The organism is Streptomyces sp. SID12488, assembly GCF_010548275.1.
Classification (GTDB): Bacteria; Actinomycetota; Actinomycetes; order Streptomycetales; family Streptomycetaceae; genus Streptomyces.
The window spans coordinates 48259-61984 of the sequence record NZ_JAAGLT010000006.1; the positions used below are offsets into that span (position 1 = coordinate 48259).

Here is a 13726-nt window from a genome sequence, read left to right on the forward strand (position 1 = left end):
CCCGGTCAGTGGACCAGGCCCGCCGCCAGGTTCGCGATGTCGGTGAGCAGGGCCGTCCCGCGCACGGAGTGGTCGTAGCCGGCGAGCGGGTAACCGTTGCTCAGGCAGGCGAAGGACAGGCCCGACTCCGGGTCCATGAAACCCAGTTGGTAGGCGGCTCCGGCGCTGCCGAAGAGCGCGGGTGAACCGGTGGACGGCAGGTTGCTGCCCGCGTCGGGGCCGGCCACGGTGACGAACAGCCCCATGCTGGTACGGCGTTCGCCGCCACCGCCGTAGATCTGCTCGCCGTACGGCTGGTCCGTGAACCGGATCCGGGTGCCCTCCGCCACCGCGCCCGGCTTCCACAGGCCCGAGTGCTCCAGCGCCTGGAAGTAGAGCGCGACGTCGGCGGCGGTGGCGACCAGGGCGTGGCTGGGCTCGCCGGCCGCCAGGACCTCTGGGTCCGACAGGTACCAAGGCCCCCACGGGTCGGGTTCCTGCCCGTCGCTGGTGCGGTCGGTGGCGAGCATCGGGGCGACGCTGCCCGCCTGACGGTCCACCGGCACCCCGAGTTCGATCGAGGACAGTCCCAGCGGCCCCGCGACCTTCTCGTGCAGATAGTCGGCGAAGGCCAGGCCCGTGCGGCGCTCGACGATCTCGGCGATCAGCCAGGCGGCCGAGGTGAGGTGGTACTGGAAGCGGCTGCCCGGCGGGTAGTCCAGCCGCCAGCGGCCGAACGCGGCGAGTCGCTGCTCGCGGTCCAGCATCTTGGGGTGGCCGAGGGGCGCGAAGGGGAACCCGGCGGTGTGGGTGAGCACCTGTTCGACCGTCACCGCTTCCTTCCCGTTCGGCGCGAACTCCGGGATGATCGCGGCGACTTGCTCGCCGATGTCCAGGAGCCCCTCACCGATCAGCTTCCACACCACGCCCGCGACGATCGACCGTCCGACGGACTGCAGTACGTACCGGGTGTCGGGCCCGGCGTCACCGTAGGTCTCGAAAGCCAGCAGCCGGCCGCCCCTCGCGACGGCGACCTGCGCGGACGGCAGGGGGCCGTGTTCGACCTCCCGGCGGATCCGGCGCAGGAGGACGTCGAGTCGCCGCGGGTCCACTTCGTCGACGTGGTCAGGCACTTGTTCCTCCTTCGTACGGTTCCCGAAGCCGGCGGCGTAGGACCTTGCCGTTCGCGTTGCGCGGCAGGCCGTCCACGAACCACCAGCGGACGGGGACCTTGAACCCGGACAGCCGGGCGCGGGTGTAGTGCCGGAGCGCCTCCGGCCGGGGTGGAGCGGCGGGGTCGGCCGGCACGACGAAGGCGACGACGGTCTGGCCGAGCCGCTCGTCCGGAACACCGGTCACCGCCACGTCCGCCACGCCGGGGTGGGCTGCGAGGAGCGTCTCGACCTCCAGCGGGTGGACGTTCTCGCCACCCCGGATGATCATGTCGCTGTGCCGGCCGAGGAGGTAGAGATAGCCGTCCTCCGCCTCCCGCCCCAGGTCGCCGCTGTGCAGCCAGCCTTCGGCGTCGATCCTGAAGAAATGGTCGGCGCGGGCCTGGATCTCACCGATGCCGTCCGGGCCCGCACCGTGGACCCTGACCTCGACCCCGGGGGCGGGGCGCCCCACCGACCGCAGCAGCTCGGCGCGTCCCGCGACCGCCTCCCGGTGGTCCTCGGGGGTGAGCACACTGATCGGCGAGCCCTCGGTCTGGCCGAACATGTTGAGCATGCGGACGCCGGGCATCGCCTCGTACGTCCGGCGCAGGGTGCCGGGGCGGACGGGTGCGCCGCCGTACTGGAGGGTGCGCAGGGTTTCGTGACGGGCCTGTCCGGCGGCCAGCAGGGTCTCCAGCATCGCCGGGACCATGCTGGTGTGCGTGGTGCCGAGGTCCCGCAGCAGGGTCCAGCCGTCCACGGTGAAGCGGGGCAGTCCGGTGACCAGCGCGCCCGCAGCCAGGGCGACAGCGATGTTGCCGAGGCCGGCGATGTGGTGGAAGGGCGCGCTGCCGCCGTAGAAGCTGTCGGGGTCGAGCGCGCACAGCCGCCCGTTGACGCGCGCCCGGGCGGCCAGGCGTTGTTGGGTCATGGAGACGGGTTTGGGCAGGCCGGTGGTCCCGGAGGTGTGGAGGACCGCCGCGAGTTGATCGGGTGCGGCGGTCAACTCCCGTGTGCTGTTGTGCGGTTCGGGGACGATGGCCACCCGTCGGCCGGACAGTGCGGCGACCTGCCTGCCGAGGTCGGCGAACTCCGGCTGCGCCAACAGGACTTCGGAGCTCGTGGCCCGTACCACCGCCGCGATCTCGTGCGCGGTCATCCGGACGCCTAGCGGCGCGAGCGGATGCGCGGACCCGGCACCGCCGATCACCAGCGCGAGCGCGTCGGCGGAGGTGGCGGCCAACGCGGGAACCGGTGTGCCTGGTTCGAGGCCGAGCGTGTCCAGCCAGTCGGCGGCACCGGCCGCCCGGTCGAGGAGTTCACGTCCGGTCCAGGTCAGGTCGCCGAACCGGACGGCGGGGCGGGCATGGTCGTAGGCGCGGCTCACCATGGCGGTCCAGGTGGCCGCCTGCGCCCGTTCCTGCGTGGCGGCCATCCGCTCAGGGCTCCAGGCGGGCCGCTGCGGTGCCGGTGACCACCTCGGCGCCGTCCTGGTTGAGGGTGCGCAGCGAGAAGTGTGCGACCGGGCCGCCCGGTGTCTCCTCGATCGACTCGACGGTGGCCGTGGTGGTGAGGGTGTCGCCGGGCCAGACCTGGGCCTTGAAGCGCACGCCGAAGCGGAGCAGGGATTCGGTCCCGACCCAGTCGGTCAGGACCCGGCCGGTCATGCCCATCGTCAGCATCCCGTGGGCGAAGACTCCGGGATATCCGGCGGCGTCGACGGCGAACCGCTCGTCGGTGTGCAGCGGGTTGAAGTCCCCGGACGCGCCCGCGTACTGGACGATCCGGGTGCGCTTGAGGTCGTCGACGAGGAAGCTCTCGCGGGTCTCGCCCATCTTGATGTCGTCCGTGCTCAGGCTCATCGGGCGTCCTCCTTGCGGGTGGCGGGACCCTCGGGTACGACCGCGACGGTCTTGGCGCTGACGACCGGTTCGCCGTCCGCGTCCCGGTACTCGGTGATGCGCTCGCTGAAGAGCAGACGGCCGCTGCGGCCCTGCTTCTCCCAGCTGCGGCCGAGGACGCTGTGCGCGTAGAGGGTCTCGCCGGCGCGGACCGGGCGGTGGTACTCGAAGTGCTGCTCGGCGTGCAGCCCGCCGGCGCCCTCGGCCATCTCGCCGGGGCCCGCGCCGGACCCGAACCACTCCTCACCGGGCTTGGGCCGCAGGTGGTAGTCGGGGTCGTAATGGGCGCTCGCCATGGTGAAGGTGGGCGGTGCGAGCGCGGTCTCACCCTGGTAGGCGGAGTTCTCGTCGCCGATGGCGCGGGCGAACATCATGATGTGCCCGGCCTCTACGGGGAACGGCTGCCCTGTCATGTTCGTGTGCTCCTCGGTCGGTCAGTACGGCAGGAACGCGTCGCGGGTGGCCTCGTCCGGGTCGAAGTCCGGCGGGAGTCCCTCGAACTTCGGCTCCCGCTTCTCCACGAAGCTCGCCACGCCCTCACGGAAGTCCGGGGAGCCCGCGAAGAACTCCATGGCGGAGTAGGAGCGGGCGAGGGCGTCGGTGAAGGTGCGGTCGAGATCGCCGTACACCTGGTGGCGTACGACGGCCATGGCGCGCGGGGAACAGTTGCGGGCGATGTCCCGGGCGTAGGCGCGGGCGGTGTCGAGCAGGTCCTCCGGTTCGACGACGCGGCTGACCAGGCCGAGGTCCTTCGCCTCGTCGGCGTCGAAGACACGGCCGGACAGCAGCAGGTCGAGCGCGTTCTCCAGGCCGATGACGCGCGGCAGCACGTACGGGAGGTTGTACTCGCCGGCCAGGCCGCGGCGGGTGAAGGCGGTGGTGAAGCGGGCCCCGCGGGCGGCGAATCGGATGTCGCAGATGAGCGCCTGGACCAGGCCGATGCCCGCGCAGGCGCCGTTCACGGCGGCGATCATCGGCTTGGGCATGTCGCGCCTGCTGTACATGGGCACGCGGGCCTGGAGGTTGAGGGACTGGCCGGGCTGGGCGTTCTGCTCCAGGCGCTGGACGTCCATTCCGGGGCAGAAGGCCCGGCCCGCAGCCGTGACGATCACGACACGGACGGCCGGATCGTGCGCGGCCTCGTCGAGGAGCGCGAAGAAGCGACGCTCCATGGGGAGGCTCCAGGCGTTCTTGCGCTCGGGCCGGTTCAGGGTGACGGTGGCGACACCGTCCTCGTCGACCTCGTACAGCACCAGATCCAGATCCAGGTCCGGGTCCGGGTCCGGATCCAGGTCCTGCGGAGGGACCACGGGCTCCTCGGGCATCACGTCACTCCTCGTCCAGCGGTTCGATGGGGTCGCCGACGCCCGGCCGCTCCCCGGAGATGGTCACCACCACCTGCCCCCGCGCGCAGATGCGGCCGTCGGTCATCACGTCGACATCGGCGAAGTGCAGCCTGCCCCCACGCCGTACACAGCGTGCGTAGGCGACGGCCTCGCGGCCTCGGGCGGGGGCCAGGTACTGCACCGACATCGACACGGTGCTGAGCAGACTCCCCTTCGTGAAGTCGTGCCCTGCGATCACGGCGCCGGCGCCCGCGGTGTCGATGAGCGCCGAGATGACTCCGCCGTGGAAGACGCCCTCGTGCGCGGAGAGGGTCTCCGCATAGGGGAGTTCGATCTCGACGGCGTCCGGGTCCCAGCGCGTCACACGGATGCGGCAGAGGCGGTTGAAGGCGACCCCGCGCTCCCAGCGAGCCCTGAACCACTTCCTGCGTTCACGCTGCTCCTGGTCGGTGAGGGGTCTCGCCGCGACGGTCATCAGCACGCCCTCCGGTCTCGGCCTGTCAGCCGATCGATATAGTTACATGAATCAGCTAGTTCGGGCAATCATACGGACCGGAGAGGAGCGGTAGATGTATTATTTATCTAACTCATTCCACTGTTAGTTGCACAGAGAGGCGCCTCGATGCCGTCGACCGCACTGGCCGGGATCCGTGTCCTCGATCTGTCCCGCATCCTCGCCGCGCCGCTGGCCACCCAGATGCTGGCCGACCTGGGCGCCGAGGTGATCAAGGTCGAGCGCCCCGGAACCGGGGACGACTCACGGACGTACGGTCCGCCCTTCGCGCCCGGGCCCGAGGGCGAGGGCGACCGCACGGACACCGCCGCCTTCTACCTCGCCTGCAACCGCAACAAGCGGTCGGTCACGGTCAATCACGCCACCGCCGAGGGGCAGGAACTGATCCGCGCGCTCGCCGCCCGGTCGGACGTTGTGGTCGAGAACTTCCGGGCGGGAACACTGGCGAAGTACGGGCTGGACCAGGAGAGCCTGCGGGAGCTCAACCCGAGGCTGGTGTACCTGTCGGTGACCGGCTTCGGCCAGACCGGGCCGTACGCCGCACGCCCCGGCTATGACGGCATCTTCCAGGCCATGTCCGGGATGATGAGCGTCTCCGGGCATCCCGAGGAACCGATGAAGGTCGGCGTCAGCATGGTCGACATCCTCACGGGGCTCTACGCCTCCACGGCCGTGCTCGCGGCCCTGCGGCACCGGGACGCCACCGGCGAGGGCCAGTACATCGACCTGTCCCTGCTGGACTGCGGTCTGGCCTCGCTGTCGCACTTCGCGATGAACTACCTGGTCTCCGGGGAGGTTCCGGAGCGGCGCGGCAACGGTGGGTACGGCGGGGTTCCGTCCCAGGCGTTCCAGTGCGCGGACAAGCCGCTCTTCCTTGTCGCGGGGAACGACAAGCAGTTCGCCGCGTTCTGTGCGGCGGCCGGTCGCACCGATCTGCTGCAGGATCCGCGGTTCGCCACGACCTCCGCGCGGATCACGCACCGCGAGGAGATTCTGCCGGTGCTGGCGGCTGTCATGCGGACCCGGACGCGGGACGAATGGCTCGCCGTGCTGGACGAACACGACGTTCCCGCGGGCCCGTTCAACGAGCTGCCCGAGGTTTTCGCCGACCCGCAGATACGGCATCGGGGGATGCTGGTCGAGGTCGAGGATCCGGTGTCGGGGCGGCTGCCGATGCTGGCGAATCCGATTCGGTTCGCGGCGACTCCCGTTGGGGGTTATGCCGCGCCGCCCGCGCTGGGTGAGCACACGGCCGAGGTCCTTCTCGGGTTGGCCGGGGTGACGGAGGAGCAGTTGACGGGGCTTCGGGGTCGAGGGGTGGTGTGAGTTTCTCGCCCCCGTCAGATACGCCATGTCGTCGCTGACGAGCGCGGCCACCGCACGGCCGATGTCCGCCTCCGGATCACCCATCCGCCCCAGCGGAATACCCGCGAGCACGCTCGCCGCCTTCTCCGGGTGATCGGCGAAGTACGCCTCCGCCGCCGGACTCAGCGCCGCCGGGCAGACGACGTTCACGCGGATCCCGTACGCCCCCCACTCCCGCGCGGCCACCCTCGTCAGCCCCCGGACGGCCTCCTTGGCCATCGCGTACGCCGCGAAACTCACCTCGCCCTGCACCGCGGCCGACGAGCCGAGGTTCACGACACTCCCCCGGCTCGCCTTCAGGTACGGCAGGGCCGCCTGCATCGTGTGGAACGCGGCCAACGGGCCGCTGCGGTAGGTGAGTTCGACGTCGTCGTACGACGTCTGCTCCAGCCGGCGCTGCACGGAGGACTGCGCGTTGTTGACAAGTACGTCCAGGCCGCCGAACTCCCGTACCGTCTCGGCGACCATGCGGTCGACGTCGGCCCGCTCCCCCACGTCCCCGACGACGATGTGTGCCCGTCCGCCACGCCCGGTGATCTCGCCGGCCGTGGCCTTCAGTTTGTTCTCGGTGCGGCCGGTGATCACCACGGACGCGCCCTCGGCGGCCAGTGCGAGCGCGATACCGCGCCCCACACCCTGCCCTCCCCCGGTGACCAGCGCCGTCTTCCCGGACAACCGTGTCATCACGTGTGTCATCACGTCTCCTTCCAGAAGGACTCCCAGGAAGGGAAGGCGTCGGGCAGCGCCGGCTCTCCGGATCCCTCCCAGCCGTTGAAGCCCACCGCCTGGGGGCGCTCCGTCACATCCGCCGCGTACCAGTGCTGCTCACGGCGCCGCGAGAAGTACCACTCGCCGTCCACGCGCGCGTAGTCGTCCCGGTAGCAGATCGCCATCACGATCCACCGGTCCCCCACCTCGTGCTCGGCCCGGCAGTAGACCGCGCCGGTCGCCGTGTCACGGCCGGTGAACTCGATACGGTGGCCGCAGATCTGGTGGACGGAGCGGTGGAAGCCTCGGACCAGGGGATCGATGTGCCGGCGCAGGACCTGTCGGCCGCGACCGTGTCGGCCCATGTCCACGTCGGGGCGAAAGCACCCGACCCAGGCGTCCAGGTCCCGGGCGTCGACGGCGAGCGCGTAGCGGATGGGCAGTTGCTGGATCGCCAGCTGCGACTCGATGCGCTCGATGCGCTCCTCGATCGGCGGCGTCATGGGCGGGGTTCCTTCGGCAGGCCGAGGAGCTGTTCGCCGATGATGTTGCGCTGGATCTCGCTCGACCCGCCGTAGATCGTCTCCGCGAGGGAGAGCAGGAAGGACCGCTGCCGGGTGTCCAGGCCGTAGTCCTCGCCGACGATCTGGCCTGCGGGCCCCGCCAACTCCATGGCCAGGTGGCCGAGTTTCTGGTGCCGGGTCGAGGCGTACAGCTTCGCGGTCGTGGCCTGCGCGCCCGGGGTCCGGCCGGTGGTCAGTTCGGCGAGGGTCCGCAGGTTGGTGTTGCGCATGATGCGTACGGAGATCCAGGCGTCCACGATCCGGCGGCGCAGCATGGGGTCGTCGAGCGCGCCCCGTTCGCGAGCCAGGTCGATCAGCGCGTCGGCCTCCCGCTCGAAGGTGAGTTGCTGGGGCAGGAGCGTGGTGCCGCGTTCGATACCGAGGGTGGCCATCGCGGTGCGCCAGCCCTGGCCGACCTCGCCCACCGCCATGTCGGCTCCGGTGCGCGCGTCGGAGAGGAACACCTCGGCGAACTCGTCCTGGCCGGCGAGGTTGCGGATGGGCCGGATCTCGACGCCCGGCTGGTCCGTGGGCAGGAGGAGCAGGGTCAGGCCCTTGTGGCGGACGGATTCGGGGTCGGTCCGGGTGAGGACGTACAGCCAGTCGGCGTGGACGCCGAACGAGGTCCACACCTTCTGTCCGCTGACCACCCACTGGTCGCCGTCCCGTTCGGCGCGGGTGCGTATCGAAGCGAGGTCGGAGCCCGCGCCCGGCTCGCTGAAGCCCTGGCCCCACATCTCCTCGACGGCGAGGATCGGTGGCAGGAAGCGTTTCCGCTGTGCCTCGCTGCCCATCTTGAGCAGCATCGGGCCGAGCAGGTCGAGGGCGTTGACGGTCGCGCGGTAGGGGGCGTTCGCGCGGGCGTACTCGTACTCGAAGACGATCTCCTCAAGGAGTCCGAGCCCCCGGCCCCCGTACTCCTGCGGCCAGCCGACGCCCAGCCACCGCCCGGCGGACAGCTCGCGGTCCCAGGCCAGGCGGACCTCCCAGGCCTCGCCGTCGGTGGGTCCGCCCACGCCCCGATGCTCGGCGAACTCCCCCACGAGGTGTGCGGCGAGCCAGTCCCGCAGTTCGTCGCGGAAGTCGCGTACCGCGGGCCCGAAGTCCAGCTCCATGTCTGCTTCTCCCTCTCTCCCCGTTCTCCGTGGGGTCTCAGATGCCGAGTCGGGCGGCGAGCAGTTCCCGGTGGTACGACGGTGGACCGAGCAGCACTTCGCAGCTCTTGGCACGCTTGAGGTACAGGTGCGCGGGGTGCTCCCAGGTGAAGCCGATCCCGCCGTGGACCTGGATGTTGTCGCCGGCCACCCTGGTGAACGTCTCCGAGCAGAAGGTCTGCGCGAGGGCCGCCGTGATCGCGATCTCCGTCTCGTCGCCGCCGTCCAGGGCCCACAGTCCGCCGTACGCGGCCGAGCGGGCGGACTCGATCTCCATGAGCATGTCGGCGCACTTGTGCTTGATCCCCTGGAACGAGCCGATGGGACGCCCGTACTGCTCGCGGATCTTCGCGTACTCCACGGCTGCGTCCAGGGCGGCCGAGGCTCCCCCGACCTGTTCGGCGGCCAGCAGGACGGAGGCCGTGGCAAGGGTGCGTTCGAGGCTCGGCCATGCCGCGCCCTCGGTGCCCAGTAGACGGGCCGGGGTGTCCGCGAACTCCACCCTGGCCTGTTTGCGGGTCTCGTCGAGAGTGGGGAGGGCGGTGCGGCTGAGGCCCTGCGCGTCGGCGGCAGTGACTGCGAAGAGGCTGATGCCGGAGGCGGTGCGGGCGGCGACCAGTAGCAGGTCGGCGAGGTGTCCGTCCGGGACGTATGTCTTCGCGCCGGTCAGCTGCCACCCGTCCGGCGTCTCGCCTGCGGTGAGCCGGACGCCCTGTTCGTCCCAACGACCGCCGTCCTCGGTGAGTGCGAGCGTGGCCACGGTTTCACCCGAGGCGATGCCCGGCAGGAGATCGGTGCGGGCGGCCTCGTCGTCGCAGCGCAGCAGTGCCTCGGCGGCCAGCGCGACGGTGGCGAAGTACGGCCCGCACAGCAGCGCGCGGCCCGTCTCCTCGAAGACGATGCCCAGGTCGGCGTAGCCGAAGCCGGAGCCGCCGTACTCCTCCGGCACGGCGAGCCCCTGCAGTCCGAGCTCGCCGGCCATCCGCCGCCAGACGACAGGGTCGTGGCCCCGCGGGTCGGCGGCGAGGCGGCGCACCGCCGCCTCGTCGGAGTGCTTGGCGAGGAACGACCGTACGACCTTGCGCAGTTCGTCCTGTTCCTCGCTGAAGGTGAGATCCATGCCGAGCTTCCCGTCCTCGGTGCAGTGTTCCTCGGTGCCGCGTTTCTCGGTGCCATGTCACGTGCGGCCTGCTTGCCGCCCACCCTTCGATACCGTTAGATAATTATAGTATCCGCACTGAATGCACCAGGAGCGCGACGTGACCGATCTCTACGCCCCGTTCACGAGCCTGACCTTCGAGCGGCCCGCGCCCGGCGTGCTCCGGATCGTGCTCGACGCCCCGAACCTCAACGCCGTGGATCCACGGACGCACGGCGAGCTGGCCGACATCTGGCCGGTCGTCGACCGGGACGAGCACACCCGTGCGGTGGTGGTCCAGGGGGCGGGCCGGGCGTTCTCGGCCGGCGGCACCTTCGACTCCATCGAGGCCATGACCGAGGACTACACGGTGCGCGCCCGGGTGATGCGCGAGGCCCGGGACATGGTCTACGGCGTGATCAACTGTTCCAAGCCGGTGGTCTCCGCGATCCATGGCCCGGCGGTGGGCGCGGGGCTGGTCATCGGCATACTGGCGGACATCTCCATCGCCGCCCGCACGGCGAAGATCGTCGACGGGCACACCCGTCTCGGGGTCGCAGCCGGTGACCATGCCGCCATCTGCTGGCCGCTGCTGTGCGGCATGGCCAAGGCCAAGTACTACCTGCTCACCTGCGAGACGCTCACCGGCGAGGAGGCCGAGCGGATCGGGCTGGTCTCGAAGTGCGTGGACGACGAGAACGTACACACCGAAGCCCTGCGGGTGGCGACCGCCCTGGCGGCCGGGCCGACCAGCGCCATCAGCTGGACCAAGCGGTCCCTCAACCACTGGTACCGCACCGCGCAGCCGCTCTTCGAGGCCTCGCTCGGGCTGGAGTTCTTCGGGTTCGGGGGACATGAGGTCGTCGAGGGGCTGGCGGCTCACCGCGAAAAGCGCGCCCCGGACTTCGCGGGCGTGGCCGACAAGCACCCGCTCGACCTGTAGCTACGTACGACCAACTGCGAATACCTGCGCACAGTTGGGACCATCCGTGACCGCCGTACGAGAGGAACCGAACATGGCGCCGCAGCAGACCGCCACCGAAGTACCCCCACTGGTAAGGGGGTTGACCTACGAGGAGATGCCGGTGGGCCAGGTCTTCCGGACCGCCCGCCGTACCGTCACGGAGACCGATCTCGTCAACTTCGTCACCTGGGGCGGCTTCAACGAGCCCCTCTTCTGGGACGCCTCGCACGCCGCGGACGGCGGCTACAGCGGGCGACTGGTCCCGGGGGCGCTGACGTACTGCCTCGCCGAAGGTCTCGTCCTGCAGACGAACGTGCTGCACGGCACGGGCCTTGCCTTCCTGCACATGGAACTCACGGTCCAGGGGCCGGTGTACGTCGGCGACACCCTGTACGCCGTCGTCGAGACCACGGGATCGCGCCCCTCCAGCAAGCCCGGCCGGGGCGTGGTGACCAGCCGGATCACCGTACGCAACCAGCGGGACGAGGACGTGCTCGTCTACACCCCGGTCCGGCTGATCCGCGGCAAGGACTACGAGGCTCCGGCTCCCTGAGCCCGCGGCTCGGCCGGCACCAGCCGCAGCCCGGCCGCGCGGCCCGCTTCGGGTACGGCCGCGTCGGCGAAGACGCCCCGGTGCAGCCAGTCGGCGGGGATCGGGGGGCGCGGCGCGGGTTCGTGGTCCGGGACCGCCATCGCGTAGAGGCGGGTGTAGCGGAATTTGGCCTCCAGGTTGTCGAGGACCGACCAGTACTCGTAGCCGCAGACGTCCACACCGGCCGCGACGAGTCCCGCCAGCCAGGAGAGGCGGGCGCGCAGCAGGGCCCGGCGCCGGGTGTCGTCGCTGTGTCCGGTGTCGTCGACCAGGTCCAGATCGCCCATGCCGTTGTCCACGACGGACAGCGGTGGCAGCAGTTCCCCGTACAGCTCGTACAGGCCGGCGACTGCGTCGGCGAGGCCTTCGGGGATGATCGGCCAGCCGAAGGCGGTGGTCTGCACGTCCTCGAAGGGGACGATCGCGAAGCCGAGGCCCACGAGGAGGCGGTTGACCTCGTTGAGGGCGCTCTGGCAGTGCGCGGTCGGCAGCACGCGGGGCAGGTTCTCCGGGGCAGTGACGCGGAACGGGGTGTGCCAGGACAGGCAGAGCAGGTCCTGGGCGGTGGCGATGGTCTCCAGATCGCCCGGGCGTACGCAGCCGATGGCCTCCACCGGTGAGACGTCGTCCTCGGTCACCATGTGCTCGCCGAGCAGCAGGGGGTCGAGGAAGAGGCGGTTGGTCCAGCTCTCCAGGCGTTCCAGGGCGAGGCGGTCATAGGGGTCGTCGGTGGCCGCGTAGCCGCCGACGAGGGTGACCGTGGTGCCGATCCGGCCGCCTGCGCCGACGGCCCTGATGGCCTGGGTCGCGAGAGCGTTGGCGAGCAGGATGTGGTGGACGGCGGGCAGTCCGGCCCGGCCGGTGCCCCGGCCCGGTGAGTACATTCCGGCCACGTGGTCGGCGAGTGTGGGACCGGCCAGATCGGTCGAGGTGATCCAGCGCTCCACCCGGTCGCCGAAGCGCCGGCCCAACTCGGCGGCGTACTCGGCGAAGCGCTCAGCTGTGTCGCGGGCGAGCCAGCCCCCTGCCGCGTCCAGCCATGGCGGCAGTGAGCGGTCGAAGAGGGTGAGGCTCGGGCGCGTCCCGTGCGCGAGCAGGGAGTCGAGAGCCCGGTCGCAGCGGTCCAGGGCAGCCTGGTCCCAGTCGGCGGGGCCGTCCGGCTGGAGCTGCGGCCATCCGGCGACCATGCGGCGCGTGTTCGCGGTCACGCCGGTCAGCTGCCGGAGGTCGTCGGTCCACTGCCGGAAGTGCCCGCCGCGCTCGGGCGGGGGCGGCAGCGGAGCCGCTACGGTGTCAGCGGTGGCGACCCCCCAGTCGACACCACGGAGGGATTCGTGCAGGAAACCATCGCTCATGGTTACCGCCCAGCGGTGAAATGGTTTAGCGCATTCAACTGAATGCCCGCCGACCGGACGCTAACACTTCGCGGAAACTACGACAATGTTTCGGCCAGATCTCCTCACCTACGACCCCAGCGGCCGGAACTCCTCCTCCTGCCACCAGGGATAGAGGGGCGGCATGTTCTCGCTGACCCGGCCCGGGAAGGCGGGCGGCCTCTTGGCGAGGAACGACTCGACGCCCTCCACGGGGTCGGGGCCACCGCCGATCTGGCTCATGATCCGCGAGTCGAGGCGGTGTGCGGTCATCGGGTGGGGCTCGCCGAGCATCCGCCACATCATCTGACGGGAGAGGGCGACCGAGATCGCCGAGGTGTTCTCGGCGATCTCCCTGGCGAGCGTGTACGCGGCCGGCAGCAGCTCCTCCGGCGGGTGGACGGAGCGGACCAGTCCGGCTGCCAGCGCCTCGTCGGGGCCGAAGACACGGCCGGTCGCCACCCATTCCATGGCCCGCTGGATGCCCACGGCACGCGGTAGGAACCAGCTCGCCGCGGACTCCGGCACGATGCCGCGGCGCGCGAAGACGAAGCCGAACTTCGCCGAGGTCGATGCCAGCCGGATATCCATGGGCAGGGTCATGCTGGCCCCGACACCCGCCGCCGGGCCGTTGACCGCCGCGATGACCGGTTTGGTGGAGGAGAAGATCCGCAGCGCGACCCGGCCACCGGTGTCCCGGTGCCACTCCCCCGCCTTGCGATGGTCGAAGGACGAGCCGCCGGAGCTGACGTCGGCCCCCGCGCAGAACCCGCGCCCGGCACCGGTCACCACGATCACCCGTACCTCGTCGTCGACGTCTGCCGCGTCCAGGACGTCGAGCAGGTCGGCCATCATCCTGGGGTTGAAGGCGTTCAGCTTCTCGGGCCGGTTCAGTGTGACGGTGAGGATCCGGTCCGCCAACTCGGCCCGCACGGTCTCGTACTCCTGCTCCGGCATACGTGCCCTCCGTCAGTC

The 13726-nt window shown here is 70.7% G+C and carries 14 protein-coding genes and 1 pseudogene; 3 read left to right on the forward strand and 12 right to left on the reverse strand.

Translation table 11 applies throughout. The features are described 5' to 3' along the window. Nucleotides 1-5 precede the first annotated feature (5 nt). Genes G3I56_RS11880 through G3I56_RS11905 form a run of 6 tightly spaced genes read right to left on the reverse strand, consistent with a single transcriptional unit; the run spans nt 6 to nt 4855 of the window. Nucleotides 6-1112, reverse strand: a complete 1107-nt coding sequence (locus tag G3I56_RS11880; RefSeq protein ID WP_164408891.1) for a serine hydrolase domain-containing protein — start codon at nt 1110-1112, stop codon at nt 6-8. Next, the gene (locus G3I56_RS11885) at nt 1105-2568 is read right to left on the reverse strand and encodes a class I adenylate-forming enzyme family protein (RefSeq protein ID WP_164408892.1); all 1464 of its coding nucleotides are present in this window, start codon (nt 2566-2568) and stop codon (nt 1105-1107) included. The genes G3I56_RS11880 and G3I56_RS11885 overlap by 8 nt, the downstream gene beginning before the upstream one ends. 4 nt (nt 2569-2572) lie before the next feature. Continuing rightward, on the reverse strand, nt 2573-2995 hold the full coding sequence (locus G3I56_RS11890; protein ID WP_164408893.1) for a MaoC/PaaZ C-terminal domain-containing protein: 423 nt from the start codon (nt 2993-2995) through the stop codon (nt 2573-2575). Continuing rightward, nucleotides 2992-3447, reverse strand: coding sequence for a MaoC family dehydratase N-terminal domain-containing protein (locus G3I56_RS11895; RefSeq protein WP_164408894.1), 456 nt, complete (start codon nt 3445-3447; stop codon nt 2992-2994). The genes G3I56_RS11890 and G3I56_RS11895 overlap by 4 nt, the downstream gene beginning before the upstream one ends. Nucleotides 3448-3468: 21 nt before the next feature. Next, the gene (locus G3I56_RS11900) at nt 3469-4359 is read right to left on the reverse strand and encodes an enoyl-CoA hydratase-related protein (protein ID WP_203689724.1); all 891 of its coding nucleotides are present in this window, start codon (nt 4357-4359) and stop codon (nt 3469-3471) included. A 4-nt stretch (nt 4360-4363) separates the two neighbouring features. Beyond that, nucleotides 4364-4855, reverse strand: a complete 492-nt coding sequence (locus G3I56_RS11905) for a PaaI family thioesterase (RefSeq protein ID WP_164408895.1) — start codon at nt 4853-4855, stop codon at nt 4364-4366. Nucleotides 4856-5002: 147 nt separating this feature from the next. Here G3I56_RS11905 and G3I56_RS11910 point away from each other — a divergent pair, with 147 nt between their 5' ends. After that, nucleotides 5003-6220, forward strand: a complete 1218-nt coding sequence (locus tag G3I56_RS11910) for a CoA transferase (RefSeq protein ID WP_164408896.1) — start codon at nt 5003-5005, stop codon at nt 6218-6220. 66 nt (nt 6221-6286) lie between these two features. Here G3I56_RS11910 and G3I56_RS11915 read toward each other — a convergent pair. The 4 genes and pseudogenes from G3I56_RS11915 to G3I56_RS11930 all read right to left on the reverse strand — a co-directional run. Continuing rightward, nucleotides 6287-6955: pseudogene (locus G3I56_RS11915) on the reverse strand (SDR family oxidoreductase); the annotation flags it as partial. Then, nucleotides 6955-7470 carry a nuclear transport factor 2 family protein gene (locus tag G3I56_RS11920; protein ID WP_164408897.1) on the reverse strand — a complete coding sequence of 172 codons (516 nt, stop codon included), beginning with the start codon at nt 7468-7470 and terminating at the stop codon, nt 6955-6957. The gene G3I56_RS11920 and the pseudogene G3I56_RS11915, both read right to left, overlap by 1 nt. Further along, nucleotides 7467-8645, reverse strand: a complete 1179-nt coding sequence (locus G3I56_RS11925) for an acyl-CoA dehydrogenase family protein (RefSeq protein WP_164408898.1) — start codon at nt 8643-8645, stop codon at nt 7467-7469. The genes G3I56_RS11920 and G3I56_RS11925 overlap by 4 nt, the downstream gene beginning before the upstream one ends. A 37-nt stretch (nt 8646-8682) precedes the next feature. Beyond that, entirely contained in the window at nt 8683-9804 is a 1122-nt protein-coding gene (locus G3I56_RS11930) for an acyl-CoA dehydrogenase family protein (RefSeq protein ID WP_164408899.1), read from the reverse strand. Nucleotides 9805-9943: 139 nt separating this feature from the next. On the opposite strand from G3I56_RS11930, the gene G3I56_RS11935 reads away from it, so the two are divergent. Both G3I56_RS11935 and G3I56_RS11940 read left to right on the forward strand, forming a co-directional pair. Continuing rightward, nucleotides 9944-10765: an enoyl-CoA hydratase/isomerase family protein gene (locus tag G3I56_RS11935; protein ID WP_164408900.1), complete on the forward strand. Its 822-nt coding sequence runs from the start codon at nt 9944-9946 to the stop codon at nt 10763-10765. A gap of 73 nt (nt 10766-10838) precedes the next feature. Then, the gene (locus G3I56_RS11940; RefSeq protein WP_164408901.1) at nt 10839-11339 is read left to right on the forward strand and encodes a MaoC/PaaZ C-terminal domain-containing protein; all 501 of its coding nucleotides are present in this window, start codon (nt 10839-10841) and stop codon (nt 11337-11339) included. Here the strand turns inward: G3I56_RS11940 and G3I56_RS11945 are convergent. Together G3I56_RS11945 and G3I56_RS11950 are read right to left on the reverse strand one after the other, a co-directional pair. Continuing rightward, entirely contained in the window at nt 11318-12733 is a 1416-nt protein-coding gene (locus G3I56_RS11945) for a family 1 glycosylhydrolase (RefSeq protein WP_164408902.1), read from the reverse strand. The genes G3I56_RS11940 and G3I56_RS11945 overlap by 22 nt on opposite strands. A gap of 108 nt (nt 12734-12841) precedes the next feature. After that, nucleotides 12842-13708 (reverse strand): crotonase/enoyl-CoA hydratase family protein, encoded by an 867-nt coding sequence (locus tag G3I56_RS11950; protein ID WP_164408903.1) that lies wholly within the window; start codon nt 13706-13708, stop codon nt 12842-12844. Nucleotides 13709-13726 lie beyond the last annotated feature (18 nt).